Below are 20,658 nucleotides of genomic sequence, written 5' to 3' on the forward strand. Positions count from 1 at the left end.
CTCGCCGCTGGTGGCACTCGATCTTCCCGCCCGCGCCTGCGCCGGCTACCGCTCCTTCACTCCCGCCCCCGGCGCCTACCCGGGTCACCTTTCGGCAGGACGTGCCACAACCCCTGCTGGTGCCGGCGAAGGGCGACGCGTTCGACTTCAACCTGCACGTCGTCTACCTGTGGACCGCGACCAACATGACCTTCGACGGGCTGCGGCTGCGGGCCGAGGCGCTGTTGCCCTGGGCGATGGGGATCGTCCGTGAGCGTGCCATGGACCTGGCTCGCGAGCACGAGCCGCACCGTTCCCACGACCTCGAACGGGCGCTGAACGATCTGCTGATGCACCAGCGCTGGCCACAGGAAGCGCACCTGCCCCAGTTCACGGTGCGGCTACGGGTCAGCCCGGATGAGCGGGTGCGGGAACGGCTGCGTCCGTACTGGGAACAGCGGATCGCGCTGGAGTGTGAGCACGAACTGGAGAAGATCCGTACCCGGCAGGCCGACGATCTGACCCGTCGGTGGGCGGTGGTGTTGCAGAACCTCCAGGACGAACCGGTCACCGCGTACGCCGCCAGGCTGACCGGCGCGGAGTTCGCCGAGGTGTTCCAGCGCTACGTCACGGAACGTCGCGACATCGTTCCGACGTTGGTGGAGTTGCTGCGGGAGGCCGTCAAGGGGCACGGCGATCTCGGTCTCGGCCCGTCCGAGTACACCCAGGCATGGGACATCGCGCTGCGAACCTACGAGCGGCAGCAGGGGCTTACCCGACAGTCGATGTGACAACTCGGGTCGTCGACTCTTCCCCTGATCGGGCGGGGGAGGAGTCGACGACGGGCAGCATCGGCCGAAAGGTCAACACGGTTGGATTATTTGGTTACCCACGAGTCACCTCTGAGGGGTTAGCCTGCTGTGACCCCGATGACCCTGGGATCACACCCGCCACCCCCACGGGAGCCCCCTCATGCCCGATGAGCCACCCGCCTCGGTCGACGTCTGCATAGTCGGTGGTTGCGGCCGGGTGGGCCTGCCACTGGGCATCGCGTTCGCCGCCCGCGGGCTCTCCGTCGTGCTGTACGACATCAACGCGGACGCCGTCGCCACGGTCAACTCGGCGACCCTGCCGTTCGCCGAAGCCGGGGCGGCCGAACCCCTGGCCGAGGCGGTGGCCGCCGGCCGGTTGCGGGCCACCACGGACCCGGCTGCCGTCGGCACCTCCGAGCATCTGGTGGTGGTGGTCGGCACCCCGGTCGACGAGCACCTGAACCCGGATCTGGGGGCCGTGCCGCGGGCGTTGGAACGCTGTGCGGAGCATCTGCGCGACGGGCAGTTGGTGGTGCTGCGCAGCACCGTCTATCCCGGGGTGACCGCGTTGACCGAGAAGTTGCTGGTCGGCCGGGGAGTGCAGGCGGATGTCGCCTTCTGCCCGGAGCGCATCGCCGAGGGGCATGCGATGACCGAGTTGTTCACGCTGCCGCAGATCGTGGCGGCGCGTACCCCGCAGTCGCTGGCTCGGGCGGAGAAGCTGTTCCGGCACCTGACCGACCGGATCGTCACGCTGACGCCGGAGGAGGCGGAGCTGGCGAAGCTGTTCACCAACACCTGGCGGTACATCAAGTTCGCCACCGCCAACCAGTTCTGGATGATGGCAAACGACTTCGGGCTGGACTTCGCCCGGATCCGGCATGCCGTCGCGTACGAGTATCCGCGCGCCGCCGACCTGCCGATGCCCGGGTTCGCGGCCGGGCCGTGCCTGTTCAAGGACACCATGCAGCTGGCCGCGTTCAACCGGAACAACTTCGTGCTCGGCCACTCGGCGATGCTGATCAACGAGGGTCTGCCGTTGTACCTGGTCTCCCGGCTGGAGGACCGGTTCGACCTGGCCAACTCGACGGTGGGCATCCTCGGCATGGCCTTCAAGGGTGGCAGCGACGATCCCCGGGAGAGCCTGGCGTACAAGCTGCGCAAGATCCTGGCGTTGAAGACCCGAGAGACGCTCTGCACCGACCCGTACGTGGTCGACGAGCGTTTCGTCGACCTGGACGAGGTGCTGCGCCGGGCCGATCTGCTGGTGATCGCGGCCCCGCACGAGCAGTACGCCCGCCTGGACACCGACAAACCGGTGATCGACATGTGGGGTCTGACCGGGCAGGGGGTGCGGGTGTGATCCCCCGGGTGTCGGTGATCGTGCCGGTCTACAACGAGGGCGCGGCGATCGTGCGCTGCCTGGAGCGGATGCTGCGGGAGATGCTGCTGCCGGCCGAGGTGCTCATCGTGCACGACATGCCGGAGGACACCACCGTCCCGTACGTCGAGCAGGCCGCCCGTACCGACCCTCGGGTGCGGGCGGTGCTCAACACGTACGGGCGGGGGCCGGCCAACGCGATCCGGTTCGGCATCGACGTGGCGCGGGCCCCGGTCGTGGTGGTGACGATGGCCGACGGCTGTGACGATCCCCGGCAGATCGACGAGTTGGCCCGGCTGGTGGACCGGGGCGTGGTGGTCGCCGCCGCCTCCCGGTACATGCCGGGCGGTCAGCAGGTGGGTGGGCCGAGGTTGAAGCGGCTGATGTCGCGCTGGGCGGGGCGCAGCCTCTACACCCTGGCGCGGGTGGGCACCCGGGACGCCACCAACAGCTTCAAGGCGTACGACACGGCCTTCGTCCGGGAGGTGGGCATCGAGTCGCGGACGGGTTTCGAGATCGGGTTGGAGTTGACCGCGAAGGCGACCCGGTTGCGGCTGCCGGTGGCGGAGATCCCGACGATCTGGCTGGACCGGCCGCTCGGGGAGTCCCACTTCGACCTGGGTCGGTTCCTCCCCGGGTACCTGCGCTGGTATCTGTTCGCCTACGGTCGACGGCTGAGCCGGGAGAAGCTGGCCGCCCGGATCCGACCGGCGGCGGTGCAGAGCGTCGGGTCCACCGAGTACGAGAAGACCGCATAGGAGCGCACGTGGCGAAGGTCCTGGTAACTGGTTCGGCCGGCTTCATCGGCGGCTACCTGGTCGCGGAGCTGTTGGACCGGGGCCATGAGGTCGTCGGCGTGGACAACTTCTCCAAGTACGGCCCGGTCAGCCACAGCTACGACACCCATCCGCGGTTCCGGTTCGTCGAGGGCGACGCCCGTGACACCGACCTGTTGACCGAGCTGCTGGACGGTTGTGACCATCTGGTCGCCGGGGCGGCGATGATCGGTGGGATCTCCTACTTCCACGCGTACGCCTATGACCTGCTCGCCACCAACGAGCGGATCATGGCGGCGACCTGCGACGCGGCGCTGCGGGCGCACCGCGATGGCACGCTGCGCAAGGTCACCTACCTCTCCTCCTCGATGGTGTACGAGTCGACGGAGCACTGGCCGAGCCGGGAGGGTGACGAGCGGCGCATCCCGCCGCCGCTGTCGTCGTACGGGTTCCAGAAGCTGGCGGTGGAGTACTACGCCCGCGCCGCCTGGGAGCAGTACCAGTTGCCGTTCACGATCGTGCGGCCGTTCAACTGTGTGGGTGTGGGGGAGGGGCGGGCGCTGGGTCAGGCCGAGGTGCTCTCCGGCAACGTGAAGCTGGCCATGTCGCACGTGGTGCCCGACCTGGTGCAGAAGATCGTCAAGGGGCAGGATCCGCTGCACATCCTGGGCGAGGGCGATCAGGTGCGGCACTACACCTATGGCGGTGACCTGGCTCGGGGCATCGCGACGGCGATCGAGCATCCGGCGGCCCACAACGAGGACTTCAACCTCTCCACTGCCCGGTCGACCACAGTGCTGGAGTTGGCCGAGCTGATCTGGCACAAGATCAAGGGCGCGGAGGTGCCGTTCCGGTACGTCAGCGACGAGCCGTTCCGCTACGACGTCCGTAAGCGGGTGCCGGACACCACCAAGGCCGCCGAGGTGCTCGGCTTCACCGCCACCACATCCCTCGACACGATGCTCGACGAGGTAATCCCCTGGGTCACCGACGCCGTTCACGCCGGCCGCCTCTAGATGCAAGCAAGGGCCCCCTGTTAACGCCTGCGGTAGAGCAGGGGTCCCTTCTTAACACAGCAAGTATTCTCATACAGTCGACTGCATGAACTTGCAGCGCCAGTCTCGCTGCTGCTAACCTCCCTGCATAGTCATACGGAGGTAGGCATGGGAATCCGGGTCGCGGTCGCCGGTGCGAGTGGCTACGCGGGCGGTGAGTTGCTCCGCCTGCTCGCCGGGCATCCTGAGTTCGACCTGGTCACCGCCACCGCCCACAGCCAGGCGGGACAGCGCGTCGACAGCGTGCACCCGCAGCTCGTCGGGCTGGACCACACCTTCGCCGAGACCGTACCGGAGACGCTCGCCGAGGCCGACCTGGTCTTCCTGGCGCTGCCGCACGGCCAGTCGGCCGCCCTCGCCGCGCAGTTGCCCACCGAGGTCCGGGTGGTGGACCTCGGCGCGGACCACCGCCTCACCGACGGTGACGCCTGGGCCCGCTACTACGGCGGCCCGCACGCCGGCGCGTGGACCTACGGCCTGCCGGAGCTGCCCGGGCAGGCCGAGCGGATCGCCGCCGCCACCCGGGTAGCCAACACCGGCTGCTACGCCGCGACGATCACCCTGGCGCTCGCGCCGCTGATCGCCGCCGATGTCGCCGACCCGGCCGACGTGGTGGTCGTCGCCGCGTCCGGCACCTCCGGGGCCGGTCGGGCCGCCAAGACCCACCTGCTGGCCAGCGAGGTGATGGGCGACCTGTCGCCCTACAAGGTCGGCGCCCACCAGCACGTACCGGAGATCAAGCAGGCCACCGGGGCGACCGGCCTGTCCTTCACCCCGGTGCTCGCGCCGATGCCGCGCGGCATCCTGGCCACCGTGACGGCCCGGCCGACCGGCTCGGCGGACCCCCGGGCGGTGCTGGCGCAGGCGTACGCGGACAGCCCCTTCGTGCACCTGCTGCCCGAGGGCCGCTGGCCGCACACCGCCGCCACCCTGGGCAGCAACTCCTGCCACCTGCAGGCCACCGTCGACGTCGACTCCGGTCGGCTGATCGTGGTCGCCGCACTGGACAACCTGGGCAAGGGCGCCGCCGGTCAGGCGGTGCAGAACGCCAACCTGATGTTCGGCCTGCCCGAGACCACCGGCCTGTCCCCGCTGGGAGTGACGCCATGACCGTCACCACACCTGCCGGGTTCCGGGCGGCCGGGGTCGCGGCCGGCCTCAAGAGCAGCGGCGCACCTGATGTCGCGGTGGTCGTCAACGACGGCCCGGAGATCGGGGTCGCCGGTGTGTTCACCAGCAACCGGGTCAAGGCCGCTCCGGTGGCATGGAGCGAGCAGGTGCTGCACGGCGGGCTGGTCCGGGCGGTGGTGCTCAACTCCGGCGGGGCGAACGCCTGCACCGGCCCGGCAGGCTTCCAGGACACCCACGCCACCGCCGAGCACGCCGCCGCCGCACTGACCGCGCTGCACCCCGACCAGCCGTTCGGCGCGGGTGAGGTGGCGATCTGCTCGACCGGCCTGATCGGCGAGCGGCTGCCGATGGACAAGCTCCTGCCGGGGGTCAGCGCCGCCATCGGGGGTCTGACGGTCGACGGCGGGGACGCCGCCGCCGAGGCGATCATGACCACGGACACCCGGCCGAAGACCACGGTGATCTCCGGTGCCGGCTGGACCGTCGGCGGCATGGCCAAGGGTGCCGGCATGCTCGCCCCGGCGATGGCCACCATGCTCTGCGTGCTGACCACCGACGCGGTCGCCGACCCGCAGACGCTCGACGCCGCGTTGCGCGCCGCCACCCGGGTCACCTTCGACCGGATCGACTCCGACGGCTGCATGTCCACGAACGACACAGTGTTGCTGCTGGCCAGCGGCGCGGCCGGGGTCACGCCGAGCGCTGCGGAGTTGACCGCGGCGGTCACCGCCGCCTGCCACGACCTGGCCCAACAGTTGATCGCCGACGCCGAGGGCGCCACCAAGCAGATCGCCATCGAGGTCGTCGGTGCGGCCGACGAGGACGACGCGGTCGAGGTGGGCCGGTCGGTGGCCCGCAACAACCTGGTGAAGACCGCGCTGTTCGGCAACGACCCGAACTGGGGTCGGATCCTCGCCGCCGTCGGCACCACCGCCGCCGAGTTCGAGCCGGACGCCGTCGACGTGGCCGTCAACGGGATCTGGGTCTGCCGGGGCGGGGCCGCCGCCGAGGACCGCTCGAAGGTCGACCTGACCGGCCGGGACGTCACCATCCGCATCGACCTGCACGCCGGCGTCACCGAGGCGACGGTGTGGACCAACGACCTGTCCCACGCGTACGTGCACGAGAACTCGGCCTACTCCACATGAGCATGAACCTGAACTCGGATCTGACCCGCGCCCAGGCCAAAGCGGCCACCCTGATCGAGGCGCTGCCCTGGCTGGAGCGGTTCTCCGGCGCCACCGTGGTCGTCAAGTACGGCGGCAACGCCATGATCGACCCGGAGTTGCAGCAGGCCTTCGCCGCCGACATGGTGTTCCTGCGTCACGTCGGTCTCAAACCGGTCGTGGTGCACGGCGGCGGCCCGCAGATCTCGGCGATGCTCGGACGCCTCGGCATCGACAGCGAGTTCCGGGGCGGCCTGCGGGTGACCACGCCCGAGGCGATGGACGTGGTCCGGATGGTGCTTGTCGGCCAGGTCGGGCGGGAACTGGTCGGGCTGATCAACTCCCACGGCCCGCTCGCGGTCGGGCTCTCCGGCGAGGACGCCGGCCTGTTCACCGCGGTACGCCGCCCCGCGTACGTCGACGGGGAGGCGGTCGACGTCGGGCAGGTCGGCGACGTCGAGTCGGTGAACGCCTCCGCGGTGACGGACCTGATCGCGGCCGGCCGCATCCCGGTGATCTCCACCGTGGCGCCGGACGTCGACGGGGTGCTGCACAACCTCAACGCCGACACCGCCGCCGCCGCGCTCGCGATCGCGTTGCAGGCCCGCAAGCTGGTCGTGCTCACCGACGTACCCGGCCTCTACGCCAACTGGCCGGACACCTCCAGCCTGATCAGCGAGATCACCACCGACGATCTGGCGAAGCTGCTGCCGTCGCTGGAGTCGGGCATGGTCCCGAAGATGGAGGCCTGCCTGCGGGCGGTCAGCGGCGGAGTGCCGGCCGCGCACGTGGTGGACGGCCGGGTCGCCCACTCCACGCTGCTGGAAGTATTCACCTCGGAAGGTTTCGGAACCATGGTCGTGAGCGCGCCCAGCGAGGTTGCCGGCCCCGCGAACCAGGAAGGCTCGGTGGCGTCATGACCGCCCTCAGCGACCGGTGGCGTCAGTCCATGATGGACAACTACGGCACCCCACCGCTGGCCCTCGTCTCCGGCTCCGGCGCCGTCGTGGTCGACGAGACCGGCCGGGAGTACGTCGACCTGCTCGGCGGCATCGCCGTCAACTCCCTCGGGCACGCTCACCCGGCAGTGGTGGCCGCCGTGTCCAAGCAGGTCGCCACCCTCGGGCACGTGTCGAACCTGTTCATCTCCGAGCCTCCGGTGGCCCTGGCCGAGTTGCTGCTGGCGCTGGCCGGCCGGCCCGGCCGGGTCTTCTTCGCCAACTCCGGCGCGGAAGCCAACGAGGCGGCGTTCAAACTGTCCCGGCGCACCGGCCGCACCCACGTGGTGGCCACCGTGGGTGGTTTCCACGGGCGCACCATGGGCGCCCTGGCCCTGACCGGCCAGCCCGCCAAGGCCGACCCGTTCCGCCCGCTGCCCGGTGAGGTCACCCACGTCCCGTACGGCGACGTGGCCGCGCTGGAGGTGGCCGTCACCGACGCCACCGCCATGGTGATCCTGGAGCCGATCCAGGGTGAGAACGGCGTCGTCGTCCCGCCCGCCGGCTACCTCGCCGCCGCGCGGCGGATCACCGCCCGGCACGGCGCGCTGCTGGTGCTCGACGAGGTGCAGACCGGCATCGGCCGCACCGGGCACTGGTTCGCCCACCAGGCCGAGGGCGTCGAACCGGACGTGGTGACCCTGGCCAAGGGGCTCGGCGGTGGGCTGCCCATCGGCGCCACCCTCGCCTTCGGCCCGGCCGCCGACCTGCTGGCCCCCGGCTCGCACGGCACCACCTTCGGCGGTAACCCGGTCAGCTGCGCCGCCGCCCTCGCGGTGATCTCCACCATCGCCCACGAAGGGCTGCTCGACCACGTCAAGCGGGTCGGTGAACGGATCCGCCGGGGCATCGACGCGCTCGGGCACCCGCTTGTCGCCGGGGTCCGGGGCGCCGGGTTGCTGCTCGGCGTGACGCTGGCCGCGCCGGTGGCCCCGGCCGCCGCCGAGGCACTGCGTACGGCCGGTTTCCTGGTCAACCCGGTGCAGCCGGACGTGCTCCGGCTCGCCCCGCCGCTGATTCTCACCGCCGCGCAGGTCGACGCCTTCCTGGCCGCCCTGCCCACCGCACTGACCGCCGCCGCGTCGGTGGCCCCCGGCGCCACCGACCAGCACCCGCGCGGACCGATCGCCGTACAACCCACGCCGACCGACGCGGACCCGACCCCCACGGAGGCCCCCGCATGACCCGGCACTTCCTGCGCGACGACGACCTCACCCCCGCCGAGCAGTCCGCCGTGCTCGACCTGGCGGCCCGGATGAAGGCCGACCGTTTCGCGCACACCCCGCTGGCCGGGCCCCGGGCGGTGGCCGTGCTGTTCGACAAGCAGAGCCTGCGTACCCGGATCTCCTTCGACGTCGGTATCGCCGAACTCGGCGGCCACCCCCTCGTGGTGGACACCCAGGTCACCCACTTCGGTCGGGGTGAGGCTCTCAGCGACGCCGGCCGGGTGCTGTCCCGGTACGTGGCCGCGATCGTGCTGCGCACCCACGGCGACGACCGGATCGCCGAGGTGGCCGCCGGCGCGTCCGTGCCGGTGGTCAACGCGCTGACCGACGGCTTCCACCCCTGCCAACTGCTGGCCGACCTGCTCACCGTGCGGGAGCGGTGCGGCGGCACCGTCGGGCGGACCCTGACCTACGTCGGCGACGCGGCGAACAACATGGCCCACTCGTACCTGCTGGCCGGGGTGACCGCCGGCATGCACGTGCGGATCGCCGGACCGGACGGCTTCCAGCCCGCCGCCGAGGTGGTGGCCCGGGCCGAGGAGATCGCCGTCGACACCGGCGGGTCGGCGCAGGTGTTCACCGACCCGGTGGCCGCCGTCCGCGACGCCGACGTGGTCGCCACCGACACCTGGACCTCGATGGGGCAGGAGAGCGACGGCCTGGACCGGATCACCCCGTTCCTGCCCTACCAGGTCAACAAGACGCTGCTCGGGCACGCGGCACCGGAGGCGATCGTGCTGCACTGCCTGCCCGCGCACCGCGGCGAGGAGATCACCGACGAGGTGCTCGACGGCCCGCAGAGCGCGGTGTTCGACCAGGCGGAGAACCGGTTGCACGCCCAGAAGGCGCTGCTGGCCTTCCTCCTGGCAGGGTAGGAGCCCATGACGACACCGCTGACCCGTGCCGCCCGGCACGCCCGCATCGTCGAACTGATCCGTGACAAGGCGATCCGGTCGCAGACCGAACTCGCCGAACTGCTCGGCGACGAGGGCGTCCAGGTCACCCAGGCCACCCTCTCCCGGGATCTGAAGGAACTCGGCGCCGTCACCGCCCGCGGCGGCGACGGACGCGCCGTGTACGTCATCCCGGAGGACGGGCACCGCCCGTTGCGCGACGCGGAGGCAGCCCCGGCCCGGCTGGTACGGCTGCTGCGCGAGTTGCTCAACGAGGTCGACTCCAGCGGCAACATCGCCGTGCTGCGTACCCCACCGGGGGCCGCCCAGTACCTGGCCAGCGCGTTGGACCGGGCTGGCCTGCCGGAGGTCGTCGGCACCATCGCCGGCGACGACACCATCCTCGTCGTGGCCCGTGAGAGCGACGGCGGCGCCGCGCTCGGCGAACGGCTCGCCGGCTGGGCCCGCCGCGACGAGAACGTCGACGGGAGTGTCACACCATGAACGCTCGGTACGCCCGGTTGGATGAGGTGCCATCGTGACCACCAGAATGGGCGGGGTGGACGACAAGACCCTGACCGAGAACAGCACCGCAGCCAACCGGACGAGCCTGTGGGGTGGCCGGTTCGCCGGCGGCCCGTCGGAGGCGCTCGCCCGGTTGTCGGTGAGCGTCCAGTTCGACTGGCGACTGGCCCCGTACGACATTGCCGGTTCCCGGGCCCACGCCCGGGTGCTGGCCGGTGCGGGGCTGCTCGACCCGGATGAACTGGGCCGTATCCTCGCCGCCCTGGACGACCTGGAAGCCGCCTGCGCCTCGGGTGCCTTCCGGCCCACCGTCGACGACGAGGACGTGCACACCGCGCTGGAACGTGGCCTGCTGGAGCGTCTCGGCAGCCTCGGTGGCAAGCTGCGCGCCGGGCGGTCCCGCAACGACCAGGTCGCCACCGACCTGCGGCTCTACCTGCGTGACCACGCCCGCGGTGTGGCCGCCCGGCTGGTCGAGCTGGCCGAGGCGCTTGTCGAGCAGGCCGAGCGGCACGTCGACACCGCCGCGCCGGGCATGACCCACCTGCAGCACGCCCAGCCGGTCACCTTCGGCCACTGGCTGCTGGCCCACGTCCAGCCGCTGCTGCGGGACCTGGAGCGGCTGCGCGACTGGGACCACCGTGCCGCGGTCAGCCCGCTCGGTGCCGGCGCGTTGGCCGGTTCGGGCCTGCCGCTGGACCCGGTGGCGGTCTCCAAGGAGCTGGGCTTCCGGACCTCGTTCGCCAACTCGATGGACGCGGTCGCCGACCGGGACTTCGTCGCCGAGTTCCTCTTCATCACCGCGATGATCGGCGTGCACCTGTCCCGCCTCGGTGAGGAAGTGGTGCTCTGGACGTCGCAGGAGTTCGGCTGGGTCGAGCTGGACGACGCCTTCGCCACCGGCTCGTCGATCATGCCGCAGAAGAAGAACGCGGACATCGCCGAGCTGGCCCGGGGCAAGTCCGGCCGGCTCGTCGGTGGGCTGGTCGCCGTACTGACCATGCTCAAGGGCCTGCCGATGACCTACGACCGGGACATGCAGGAGGACAAGGAGCCGGCCTTCGACGCGGTCGACACCCTGGAACTGCTGCTGCCGGCCCTCGCCGGAATGATCTCCACCATGACGGTACGCGTCGACCGCCTGGTCGCCGCCGCACCCGTCGGCTTCTCGCTGGCCACCGAGGTGGCCGACTGGCTGGTCCGCAAGGGCGTGCCGTTCCGCGACGCCCACGAGATCACCGGCAAGCTGGTGGCGCTGTGCGCCGCCCGGGACTGCGCCCTCGACGAGGTCTCCGACGACGACCTGGCCACCGTCAGCGAACACCTCGACCCGTCCGTACGCGACGTGCTGTCGGTCCGCTCGGCCCTGGCCGCCCGGATCACCCCCGGCTCCACCGGCCCCGGCCCGGTCGCCGACCAACTCGCCGCCGCCGCCGACCACCTCGCCACCTGGCGCGAGTGGGCCGCCGAAACCGTCGTCCCCCGCTGAGCCCGCTGCTCCCACGTGCGGTGCGTGCAACTTCGGGGAAGATGCTGCCTCCCGGTCCATCGGGACCGCATCTTCCCCGAACTTGCTGCCGCCGTATCGGCGGGGGCGGTCTTGGTTGGTTCAGGTGGCGGTTGGGGGTGGCGGGGTGCGGGCGGTGAGGCGGTCGTAGCGTTGCTTGGCGGCCTGGGCGCTGCCCAGGCCGAGGCCCTGGCCGATCGCCTGCCAGGTGAGGCCTCGGCTGCGGGCCAGGTGGAACAGGCCCGCCTCCATGGTGTCGATCTCCGCGCGCAGGTGCGGGAACAGAGCCAGCGCGGCGAGCAGGTCCGCCTCGTCCACCGGCTCCTCGCCCGGTTCCGGCTGAGCTGCCCCGCCGGCCAGCGCCAGGAGCACGGCGATCGCCTCGTACGGGTCGGCAGCGTACGGGTTGGTGTGCCGTCGCCGCTGCTGTTCGCTGGCGGCGTGCCGTTCGGTGAGGCGTTGCAGCGCGGCGTAACTGCGGTGCGCCCGATCCTCGGATGTGGTGCTGGAGTCGGCCATGCGCCAACTCCAGCACTTCAACGAAGTGTTGTCAACACCTCGTTGATGGGCGACCCGTCCGGCCGCTGCATGTCACCCCGCCAGATCAGCTGGAACCCCGGACCGCCTCGATGATGGTCTCCGCGACCTCACCCGGTCGGGCCACCGCCATCGCATGCGAGCCACCCTCGACCTCGCGCTGGCCCCGCGGATTGGCCCGCTCCGCCATGAACCGGTGCGCGGCGACCGGAATGTTCATGTCGGCGTCGCCGAACACGAACCAACTGGGCAGCGACCGCCAGGCAGGATCGCCGACGAGGCTGTCGTTGAGAGCCTGCTCGGTGGCCGGCCGCTGGGTCCGGGCCATCAGTGAGGCGACGTCGGCGGACGCGTCCGCGGCGAACTGCTTGTGGTAGGCGTCTTGGGCGATCGCCACCTCGTTGCCGCCGGTCGACACCGGATACTGCACAAGCGTGGGGGCGAGGGTGCTGCCGGGGAACTGCCCGGACAACGACAGCGCCGACTCGCCGGTGTCCGGCGCGAACGAGTTGACGTAGACGAGGGCCCGCACCGACGGGTTGTCGGACGCCGCCTGCGTGGTCACCATGCCGCCGTACGAATGCCCGACGAGTACGACCGGGCCATCCACCCACCGCATCACGTCCCGCAGGTAGGCGGCGTCACCGGGAAGGCTCCGCAGCGGGTTGGCGAGCGCGACCACGTTGTAGCCGGCACCCAGCCGGTCGATCACACCGTTCCAGCTTGCCGACTCGGCGAACGCTCCGTGCACGAGAATGATGGTGGGCTGCTGATCGGACATGCGCACGCTCCCTCACTCCGATACCTGTTCACCGCCGGCGGCGCCGGTCACCCGCGTTTACCCGTCAGATGGGCGTGAAACCTCGTGGTCGACTCGGCTGATGGTCCGGCCGGGCTGAACGCGGGCGATCAGCCAGTCGTAGCGGTGCCTGAACCGGGTGATCTTATGATCCAGATGTGGCGATGGGGGCTCGTGATGGCTGGCGGTGGTGGCTGAGCGCGGGCAGTGCAGGACTGGTGGTGTTGCCGTACTGGCAGGGTGCGCGCTGGCCGGCGGTGGTGGCGGCGGTCTTCGGGGTGATCGTGGTCAGTGCGTGGGCGTGGGGCACCCGCAGCGGCCGTGGCGTGGGCGTGGTTGTCGGTGTCGGGCTCATCGTCGTGCTGGCTGCGGTGTTCGTCGTCTCGCAGTGGCCTCGCGGCCTGACGGTAGCGCCGTGGCTCGATTGGTTCGTGGTGTGGCTGCTGGTCGGTGCGGTGTGTCTGGCGGCGTTGGTCGTCGACCGCCTCTGGCATGCCTCGATGGTGGAGTGGAACTGGCTGACGGTTCGGTGGTTCGCCTCGGTGGTGCCGCTGGCCGGCGTGGTGCTGCTGTGCGTTGGTGGGCTCGGTATCGCCCAGATCGACGGTGACGGCAGGTTTCGGACCTCCGTTGGCGACGATGAGATCCTTCCGCTGCCGACGTCGCTGCGCCTGGTCTCGGCTGACACGTGTGCCTCTGGCGGCAGCAGCGGCAATTGCACGGCCGAGTTCGTGGTGACGGCTACCGACGGTGCCAGTCGGCAAACGACCGTGACCCGGCTCGTCGCCCATTTGCGTGAGCGCGGATGGCCGCTGCAACCCGAACAGGGCAGCTACTCCGGCAGCCGCGATATCAGCGGAATCCTGCACTGGAGGCCGCACCGGATATGGCTGTACGCCGAAGCCGAACCGGCATCGGCGCTACCACCGGCGACGCCGCACGACGCAGTGCACGTGTACATCGACAATCTCTGACATCGCCCCTACGCGGATCTGCCGCCGGCGGGGTGTTCAGTGCGGAAATGCGCGGGGGATGCGCGCGTTGAGGAGTTCGTCGCGGAAGGTTTGGATGCGCGTGATGACCTGTCGTCTGCCGATGGTGTTCTCGATGCGATCGAGGTACAGGCATCGGGCGGCGAGTTTGTCGAGGCTGACGGTGAAGTACACAGCCATCAGCGGGTTGACGAACAGGTCACCGCTGCCGGTGCGCCGGGTGAACCGGACGTCTCCGAACGCGCCGCTGGTGGCGGCGGCGATCTGTCCTTGGACGATGCTGGGCCGGTCCGGGGTGGCCGACTGGGCGTCGGCGACAGCATCGCGGTACAGCGTCGCCTCCCGGCTCGATCCGGGGATGGACAGGGCACCGAGGTAGCCGCCGTCACGGTCGAGTGCGGCGAGGTTCTCCAGCACCTGAACGTGGTTGACGCCGTCGTAGGCGTCGATGCCGAAGCCGAGACTGGTCACCAGCTTGACCGGCACATCGAGCGCGGCCACGGCGGCCAGACTGGTGATGTCCTCCACCGGAGTGCCGAGATCGGCCTCGTCGCCCCGCAGCAGGACATCGGTGCCGCCATCGACCAGCACCACCGCATCGATGCCGAGGTGGTCGACCAGGTACCGGTACGCCGCCCGCAACGGCTGGACGCCGAGCGGCGGGAAGGCGTACACGGTTGACGGCAGTTCCTTGGCCGCCAGCCACCGGGCGAGCGTCCGTTCGGGGAAGTACCAGTCCGGGCTGGCGGTGTCCGGCTGCACAGCCGCGACGTGCTCTGCCACCCACGCGTCCCGGTCGACCAACTCAAGCTGGGAGAAGGACAGGCTGGCCAGGTGCACCTGTGCGCCGCGGTGCCACAGGGCGAACGCCAAGGGCAGGCCGGCGTACACGTCGAATCCGCCGCCCGCTCCGGCGATGAGGATGCTCCGCGCCGGAGCCAGAGCGGCAAACAGCGGCGGAACCGCCAACGAGAACGCACCTGGGTCGGCTGGCAGCACGGCAGGATTCATCACCGCTCAATGATCAGCCAAGCCCGGACCGTCCAAGCCACGTGGTCCACCCGCGACGGGCAACAGCGCCCGGGTGTACGAACGACCACCGAGACAAGGCGGCCGGCGCTGCCAGAGTGGGTCGCGTCCGCGCCGGAGATGCCCTTGCGCGCCATGTTGGTGACGCTCGTGCATGTGGGCGATGTACCGTCCGTAGCAGTGGCCCGCCGATCCAGCCTGTCATCGGGGGAGCGTAGCCGTGTCGCACGTTGACCCGCGTTTCGGTGCCCAGCTGCGCGCTCTCCGGAGCAAGCATGGGTTGTCCCTGCGTGCGCTCGGTCAAGCGACTGGGCTGGCACCAGCGGCGTCCGGGTTCCGTTGTCCGGCCAGGTGAGTCGGCTAGTCCGATGTGGAAGCCGTCGCCGCGTTGACGATCTCCTGGGGCGCGGCGACGTGCCCCTGATACGCCCTCAGCCCTTGACGCGTCATCGACAGCCACACCCGCCGAGTGTCGGAGCCGAGACGCTCCTGCTTCACGTAACCCGCGTTGAGGAGGGCAGCGACCTGTTTCGCCCGGGACGGCGGCATGAGCCTTCGGCGACGCGGTTCCTATGTCAGCGGAACAGGTCGGCGTTCTCGACCACCCATTCGTCGTACGTGCGTGGGGGGGCGGCCGATGATTTCGCGGACGGATGGGCGTTGTGCGAGGGTCCACTCGGTCAGTTCGGCAAGGCGGCTGCCGTACTCCTCCAGGGCGTACAGCGTCACGTCTATCGCGCCGTCGGGCCAGCCGTTACGTCGCCAGACTGCCCGGCTCTCGGCTGCTGTCACCTCAGCGGCCTGGATGTCTACGGCCAGATACCTTCCCCGCCAACTGACCGCCGGCGGGGGTTCCAACTGGCCACCGACAGGTGCGACCAGGTTTCCTGTACGGGTGGACCACCCTTGGCTGACCGCGCCCGCCGCCGATGTCGCGCAGACCGCGCGGTCGCTGCTCGGCTGGGAGGTGACGGCCAACGGTGTGCGGATCAGGTTGACCGAGGTCGAGGCGTACGCGGGCACCGGCGAGGATCCGGCCTCGCACGCCCATCGTGGTCCGACGCCCCGTACGACTGTCATGTTCGGTCCGGCCGGGTACGCGTACACGTACTTCGTCTTCGGTATGCACTGGTGTCTGAATCTCGTCTGCGGCGCGGAGGGGGAGGCGGCGGCGGTGCTGCTGCGTGCGGGCGAGGTGGTCGACGGGTTGGATCTGGCCCGTGAGCGGCGCGCCGGGGTGTCCGACCGGGACCTGGCCCGGGGACCGGCCCGGCTGGTGATGGCGCTGGGTGTGACGGCGGCGGCCAACGGCACGTCGATGCTCGACGGGACCGGGCCGCTGGTGCTGACCCCGCCGACCCGGCCGGTCGCGCCGTCCGCCGTCGCCGCCGGCCCGCGTGTCGGCGTGGCCGCCGCCCACGACGTGCCCTGGCGCTTCTGGATCACCGGCGACCCGACCGTCAGCCCTTACCGCCGCCACGTCCCGCGACGCCGACGAAACTGAAGGCTCCGGATCAGTCGAGCAGTTGTTGGAACTCGCCCGGCGTCAATCCGGCCTGGCGGAGGATGGATGCGAGGGTTCCCCGCTTGATCGTGTGGTGCTGGGGGATGATCACTACCCTTCCCGAAGGGTTGCGGTAGACCGCGTGGCTGCCTTTCGTCCGCACGTGATCGAACCCGGCCTTGGCGAGCGCCGCGAGTAACTTCCGGAGCGGAAGATCGGCCAGAGCCGGGCTCATGCGGCCCTTCCGACCTGGAAGGACGTCACCAGCGGCGTGGCCTCGATGGCGGGTTGGGAGACCTCTTCGAGGTAGACCTCGACCGCTTCCCGCAGGTTGGTCAGGGCTTCGTCGAGCGTCTCACCCTGACTGGCTACGTCCAGTTCCAGGCATCGGGCGACGTACCAGTCCTCTTCCTGGTGGACGGCAGCCGTGAAGGTCCGAACCATCAAGATCCTCCTGAATCTGGCAGGTTGCTTTCATCCTACGAGCCGGGGCTTGCCACGTGCTCTGGCACGCGTGCCGAGCGTGGGGGCGCTGTGATGGGGCATAAGGGGAGCCCGGCTCGCGGAATAGTTGACTCGTCAAATATGTTGTCGGGGGCACCGGGGCCACCTGTCCCCGGTCGGATGACACGAGGAGCGCATCATGCAGTTCGGAGTCTTCACCGTCGGTGACGTCACCGTCGACCCGACCAACGGGCGGGAGCCGACCGAGCGTGAGCGCATCAAGGCGATGGTCACCATCGCGCTCAAGGCCGAGGAGGTCGGCCTCGACGTCTTCGCCACCGGCGAACACCACAACCCGCCGTTCGTCCCCTCGTCGCCCACCACCATGCTGGGTTACATCGCCGCCCGTACCGAGCGGCTGATGCTGTCCACCGCGACCACGCTGATCACCACCAACGATCCGGTGAAGATCGCCGAGGACTACGCGATGTTGCAGCATCTGGCCGACGGTCGGGTCGACCTGATGATGGGGCGTGGCAACACCGGCCCGGTGTACCCGTGGTTCGGGCAGGACATCCGTAACGGCATCCCCCTCGCGATCGAGAACTACGACCTGCTGCGCCGGCTCTGGCGCGAGGACGTTGTCGACTGGCGGGGCAAGTTCCGTACGCCGTTGCAGTCGTTCACCTCGACGCCGCGTCCGCTCGACGGGGTGCCGCCGTTCGTGTGGCACGGCTCGATCCGCAGCCCGGAGATCGCCGAGCAGGCCGCGTACTACGGGGACGGGTTCTTCGCCAACCACATCTTCTGGCCGGCCGAGCACACCAAGCGGATGGTGGGCCTGTACCGGCAGCGTTTCGCGCACTACGGGCACGGCTCCGCCGACCAGGCCATCGTCGGCCTCGGCGGCCAGGTGTTCATGCGGCGCAACTCCCAGGACGCGGTCCGCGAGTTCCGCCCCTACTTCGACAACGCCCCGGTCTACGGGCACGGTCCGTCGTTGGAGGAGTTCACCGCGCAGACCCCGCTGACCGTGGGCAGCCCGCAGCAGGTCATCGACCGGACCCTCGGGTTCCGTGACTACGTCGGTGACTACCAGCGGCAGCTGTTCCTCATGGACCACGCCGGACTGCCGCTGAAGACCGTGCTGGAGCAGCTCGACCTGCTCGGCGAGGAGGTCGTACCGGTGCTGCGCAAGGAGTTCGAGTCGCTGCGTCCGGCGCACGTGCCGCTGGCGCCCACGCACGCCTCGCTGCGCGCCGCCGCCGAGCAGGCCGCCACCGACCAGAGCGCCGGCGCGGAGGCCGGGCGGTGACCGCGCGTACCCTCGCCGTGGTCTCGGCCGGGCTGAGTCAGCCCTCGTCCACCCGGTTGCTCGCCGACCAGCTCGCCGCCGCCACCCGCGACGAGCTGGTCGGCCACGGCGAACAGGTCACGCTGCACCCGATCGAGCTGCGTGAGCACGCCCACGACATCGTCAACCACCTGCTCACCGGCTTCCCGTCCGAGCCGCTGCGGCAGGTGCTGGACCAGGTCACCGGCGCGGACGGGCTGATCGCCGTCACGCCGATCTTCAACGCCTCGTACAGCGGGCTGTTCAAGTCGTTCTTCGACCTGGTCGACGCCGACGCCGTCGGCGGTCGGCCGGTGCTGATCGGCGCCACCGGCGGCACCGCCCGGCATTCGCTGGCCCTGGAACACGCGATCCGGCCGATGTTCACCTACCTGCGGGCGGTGGTGCTGCCGACCGCCGTCTTCGCGGCCCCCGAGGACTGGTCGGGCGGTACCGCGCAGGGCGCGTTGCGGACCCGGATCGACCGTGCCGCCGCCGAACTGGCCGGGCAGGTGCACCGCAGCGCACCGTCGTCCGGTCCGGTCGACCCGTTCGCGTTGACCACCGACTTCGAACAGCTGCTGCGCGGCGGGGACGCCTGACCCGGGGGCGCAGGCGTACGACATCGCCCCGCACCACACGCCGTGGTGCGGGGCGGCGAGATGTCAGACGGCGTGCTCGGCCGCGTGCGGGTGAGCGACGAGCACCGGGCAGCGGGAGTGGTGCACCAGCGCCTGGCTGACCGAGCCGAGCAGCAGACCGGCGAAACCACCCCGGCCCCGGGACCCGACCACCACCAGCGCCGCCTGTTCGGAGGCCTCGATCAGCGCCTCGTCGGCCTTACGGCCGGTGATCACCCGCTCCTCGACGGTCAGGCCGGGATGGCTGCCCCGGGTGGCCGCGGCGGCCATGGCCAGCAGCTGCTCGCCGTCGACGTCCCGTTCACCCGAGACGTGCACCAGCAGGAGCGAGCCACCGCGTCGGACGGCCTCCTCGGCACCGTGACCGACGGCGAGTTCCGCCGACTCGGAGCCGTCCACCCCCACCAGCACCGGCCCGTCGGTCGGCAACGGCCGGTCCGGTGGCCGCACCACCAGCACCGGGCAGTGCCCGTGCGCGGCCACCTGGGTGCCGACCGAGCCGAGCAGCAGGCCGGCGAAGCCGCCCAGGCCCCGGCTGCCCACCACGACCAACTCGGCCCGACGTGACTCCTCGACCAGGGTCGCGCCGGGTCCACCGGCCACCTGCCGCACCTCGACGGTGAGCGACGGCCACCGGTCGACCAGTTCGGTGGCGGTCTGTTCGAGCATCTTCCGACCGTCCTCCGAGGGCGCCGGCAGACCCACCTCGTACGGGTTGATCGGCACCCCGTAGCCGAGCGGATGCAGGTAGCCGTGCACCAGGTGCAGCGGACGGGACCGCCACACCGCCTCCTGGGCCGCGTGCTCCGCGGCGACCAGGCTCGGCGGTGAGCCGTCCACTCCCACCACGACAGGTCGGTTCATGATGCCTCCAGACGTCGTCACGTCATTGTCGAACGTCGCCGGCCGGTAGACCGGCCCCCGACACACCTGATGCGGGGCCGGTCCACCGGCGGCCGGGCGGGCCGATGGCCCGCCACCTGTGGTGGGGTGGCGCCGGGGGAGCGGCGCGACCCCACCGGATCACGAACCTTCGACGGTACGCGGCTCGCGGACCACCACCACCGCAGTGTCCGCGTGGTGCAGGACCGCGTGGCTGACCGAGCCGAGCAGCAGCCCGGCCAGCGCCCCGCGTCCCCGCGCGCCGACGACCACCAACTGGGCGTCACGGGACTGCTCCACCAAGGCGCGGGCGGGGGAGCCACGGACCAGCAGCTGCCGCACCGGCACCTTCGGGTACCGCGGCGACCACCTGGCCACGGCGTCGGCGAGGACCTGTTCCTCCTGCTCCCGGAAGGCGTCCAGGTCGTAGACCAGCGGCAGGATGTCGCCCGGACCGGCCGGCGCCGGGTAGAGCCAGGAGTGCACGGCAACCAGTTCGGTGTCGCGCCGGGCGGCCTCCTCGAACGCGAAACCGATCGCCTCATCGGAGGCGGGGGAGCCGTCGACGCCGACCACCACCGGCCCGTCCGCGCGCTGCTCACCCCGGACCACCAGTACCGGGCAGCTGGCCCGGGCACTGAGCTGCACGGCCACCGAGCCGAGCAGCAGCCCGGCGAATCCGCCCAGGCCCCGGCTGCCGAGCACCAGCAGCGCGGCGTTGTCGGCCTCGGCGAGCATGACCGCCGGTGCCGCGCCGTGCACCACCGCGCCGGTGACCGACACCTCCGGGGCGATCTTGGTGGCTTCGGCCACCGCGTCGGCCACGAACTGCTCGGCCTGGTTGCGCAGGCCGGCGTCGGCCGGCGCGCCCGGTGCGGGGCCCAGCGGCACCCGCATCAACGGCCAGATGAACGCGTGCACGACCCGCAGCGGTCGCTGCCGGTACGCGGCCTCCCGGGCCGCGGCCCGCACCGCGTGCAGGGCAGTCTCGGAACCGTCCACACCCACCACGACGGGGGCGTTGTTGCTGCTCATCGAGTCCTCCTTC

The 20,658-nt window shown here is 70.8% G+C and carries 22 protein-coding genes; 15 read left to right on the forward strand and 7 right to left on the reverse strand.

Annotated features, from left to right (window positions below; all coding sequences use genetic code 11):
• Positions 1 to 101: 101 nt before the first annotated feature.
• The 11 genes from Vgi01_RS22100 (at position 102) to argH (ending at position 11,431) form a co-directional block, all read left to right on the forward strand.
• Positions 102 to 770, forward strand: a complete 669-nt coding sequence (locus Vgi01_RS22100) for a hypothetical protein (protein WP_102659297.1) — start codon at positions 102 to 104, stop codon at positions 768 to 770.
• A gap of 181 nt (positions 771 to 951) precedes the next feature.
• The gene (locus Vgi01_RS22105; protein WP_102659296.1) at positions 952 to 2,154 is read left to right on the forward strand and encodes a nucleotide sugar dehydrogenase; all 1,203 of its coding nucleotides are present in this window, start codon (positions 952 to 954) and stop codon (positions 2,152 to 2,154) included.
• Positions 2,155 to 2,162: 8 nt separating this feature from the next.
• A complete protein-coding gene (locus Vgi01_RS22110) occupies positions 2,163 to 2,930 on the forward strand; it encodes a glycosyltransferase family 2 protein (protein ID WP_239089102.1) in 768 nt (255 codons plus the stop codon).
• 8 nt (positions 2,931 to 2,938) lie between these two features.
• Positions 2,939 to 3,964 carry an NAD-dependent epimerase/dehydratase family protein gene (locus Vgi01_RS22115; protein ID WP_013732820.1) on the forward strand — a complete coding sequence of 342 codons (1,026 nt, stop codon included), beginning with the start codon at positions 2,939 to 2,941 and terminating at the stop codon, positions 3,962 to 3,964.
• A gap of 147 nt (positions 3,965 to 4,111) precedes the next feature.
• Entirely contained in the window at positions 4,112 to 5,113 is a 1,002-nt protein-coding gene (gene argC, locus Vgi01_RS22120; RefSeq protein ID WP_204292227.1) for an N-acetyl-gamma-glutamyl-phosphate reductase, read from the forward strand.
• On the forward strand, positions 5,110 to 6,282 hold the full coding sequence (gene argJ, locus Vgi01_RS22125; RefSeq protein ID WP_204292228.1) for a bifunctional glutamate N-acetyltransferase/amino-acid acetyltransferase ArgJ: 1,173 nt from the start codon (positions 5,110 to 5,112) through the stop codon (positions 6,280 to 6,282). The genes argC and argJ overlap by 4 nt, the downstream gene beginning before the upstream one ends.
• Positions 6,283 to 6,284: 2 nt before the next feature.
• Positions 6,285 to 7,220, forward strand: a complete 936-nt coding sequence (gene argB / locus Vgi01_RS22130) for an acetylglutamate kinase (RefSeq protein ID WP_204292247.1) — start codon at positions 6,285 to 6,287, stop codon at positions 7,218 to 7,220.
• Positions 7,217 to 8,482: an acetylornithine transaminase gene (locus Vgi01_RS22135; RefSeq protein ID WP_204292229.1), complete on the forward strand. Its 1,266-nt coding sequence runs from the start codon at positions 7,217 to 7,219 to the stop codon at positions 8,480 to 8,482. The genes argB and Vgi01_RS22135 overlap by 4 nt, the downstream gene beginning before the upstream one ends.
• The gene (argF, locus tag Vgi01_RS22140) at positions 8,479 to 9,399 is read left to right on the forward strand and encodes an ornithine carbamoyltransferase (RefSeq protein ID WP_102659289.1); all 921 of its coding nucleotides are present in this window, start codon (positions 8,479 to 8,481) and stop codon (positions 9,397 to 9,399) included. The genes Vgi01_RS22135 and argF overlap by 4 nt, the downstream gene beginning before the upstream one ends.
• Before the next feature lie 6 nt (positions 9,400 to 9,405).
• Entirely contained in the window at positions 9,406 to 9,921 is a 516-nt protein-coding gene (locus Vgi01_RS22145) for an arginine repressor (RefSeq protein WP_013732826.1), read from the forward strand.
• A 46-nt stretch (positions 9,922 to 9,967) separates the two neighbouring features.
• The gene (gene argH / locus Vgi01_RS22150) at positions 9,968 to 11,431 is read left to right on the forward strand and encodes an argininosuccinate lyase (RefSeq protein WP_102659288.1); all 1,464 of its coding nucleotides are present in this window, start codon (positions 9,968 to 9,970) and stop codon (positions 11,429 to 11,431) included.
• Between the two features lie 120 nt (positions 11,432 to 11,551).
• Here argH and Vgi01_RS22155 read toward each other — a convergent pair whose 3' ends face one another.
• Both Vgi01_RS22155 and Vgi01_RS22160 read right to left on the reverse strand, forming a co-directional pair.
• Positions 11,552 to 11,968, reverse strand: a complete 417-nt coding sequence (locus tag Vgi01_RS22155) for a DNA-binding protein (RefSeq protein ID WP_204292230.1) — start codon at positions 11,966 to 11,968, stop codon at positions 11,552 to 11,554.
• Positions 11,969 to 12,053: 85 nt separating this feature from the next.
• Positions 12,054 to 12,767 (reverse strand): alpha/beta fold hydrolase, encoded by a 714-nt coding sequence (locus Vgi01_RS22160; protein WP_204292231.1) that lies wholly within the window; start codon positions 12,765 to 12,767, stop codon positions 12,054 to 12,056.
• Positions 12,768 to 12,943: 176 nt separating this feature from the next.
• Between Vgi01_RS22160 and Vgi01_RS22165 the strand changes: the two genes are divergently transcribed.
• The gene (locus tag Vgi01_RS22165) at positions 12,944 to 13,759 is read left to right on the forward strand and encodes a hypothetical protein (protein ID WP_204292232.1); all 816 of its coding nucleotides are present in this window, start codon (positions 12,944 to 12,946) and stop codon (positions 13,757 to 13,759) included.
• 36 nt (positions 13,760 to 13,795) lie between these two features.
• On the opposite strand, the gene Vgi01_RS22170 is transcribed toward Vgi01_RS22165, so the two are convergent.
• Positions 13,796 to 14,788 carry a DUF1152 domain-containing protein gene (locus Vgi01_RS22170; RefSeq protein WP_102659284.1) on the reverse strand — a complete coding sequence of 331 codons (993 nt, stop codon included), beginning with the start codon at positions 14,786 to 14,788 and terminating at the stop codon, positions 13,796 to 13,798.
• Positions 14,789 to 15,701: 913 nt separating this feature from the next.
• Here Vgi01_RS22170 and Vgi01_RS22175 point away from each other — a divergent pair.
• Positions 15,702 to 16,310, forward strand: a complete 609-nt coding sequence (locus Vgi01_RS22175) for a DNA-3-methyladenine glycosylase (RefSeq protein WP_204292233.1) — start codon at positions 15,702 to 15,704, stop codon at positions 16,308 to 16,310.
• Between the two features lie 10 nt (positions 16,311 to 16,320).
• On the opposite strand, the gene Vgi01_RS22180 is transcribed toward Vgi01_RS22175, so the two are convergent.
• Positions 16,321 to 16,545, reverse strand: coding sequence for a type II toxin-antitoxin system HicA family toxin (locus Vgi01_RS22180; RefSeq protein ID WP_204292234.1), 225 nt, complete (start codon positions 16,543 to 16,545; stop codon positions 16,321 to 16,323).
• Entirely contained in the window at positions 16,542 to 16,754 is a 213-nt protein-coding gene (locus Vgi01_RS22185) for a type II toxin-antitoxin system HicB family antitoxin (protein WP_102659281.1), read from the reverse strand. The genes Vgi01_RS22180 and Vgi01_RS22185 overlap by 4 nt, the downstream gene beginning before the upstream one ends.
• A gap of 199 nt (positions 16,755 to 16,953) precedes the next feature.
• Here Vgi01_RS22185 and Vgi01_RS22190 point away from each other — a divergent pair, with 199 nt between their 5' ends.
• Both Vgi01_RS22190 and Vgi01_RS22195 read left to right on the forward strand, forming a co-directional pair.
• Positions 16,954 to 18,069, forward strand: a complete 1,116-nt coding sequence (locus tag Vgi01_RS22190) for an LLM class flavin-dependent oxidoreductase (protein WP_102659312.1) — start codon at positions 16,954 to 16,956, stop codon at positions 18,067 to 18,069.
• Positions 18,066 to 18,689: an FMN reductase gene (locus Vgi01_RS22195; protein ID WP_204292235.1), complete on the forward strand. Its 624-nt coding sequence runs from the start codon at positions 18,066 to 18,068 to the stop codon at positions 18,687 to 18,689. The genes Vgi01_RS22190 and Vgi01_RS22195 overlap by 4 nt, the downstream gene beginning before the upstream one ends.
• A 63-nt stretch (positions 18,690 to 18,752) precedes the next feature.
• Here Vgi01_RS22195 and Vgi01_RS22200 read toward each other — a convergent pair whose 3' ends face one another.
• Both Vgi01_RS22200 and Vgi01_RS22205 read right to left on the reverse strand, forming a co-directional pair.
• Positions 18,753 to 19,592: a universal stress protein gene (locus Vgi01_RS22200; protein WP_204292236.1), complete on the reverse strand. Its 840-nt coding sequence runs from the start codon at positions 19,590 to 19,592 to the stop codon at positions 18,753 to 18,755.
• 159 nt (positions 19,593 to 19,751) lie between these two features.
• Entirely contained in the window at positions 19,752 to 20,645 is an 894-nt protein-coding gene (locus Vgi01_RS22205; RefSeq protein WP_204292237.1) for a universal stress protein, read from the reverse strand.
• Between the last annotated feature and the right edge of the window lie 13 nt (positions 20,646 to 20,658).

The sequence above is a fragment of the Micromonospora gifhornensis genome (assembly GCF_016863515.1).
GTDB lineage: Bacteria > Actinomycetota > Actinomycetes > Mycobacteriales > Micromonosporaceae > Micromonospora > Micromonospora gifhornensis.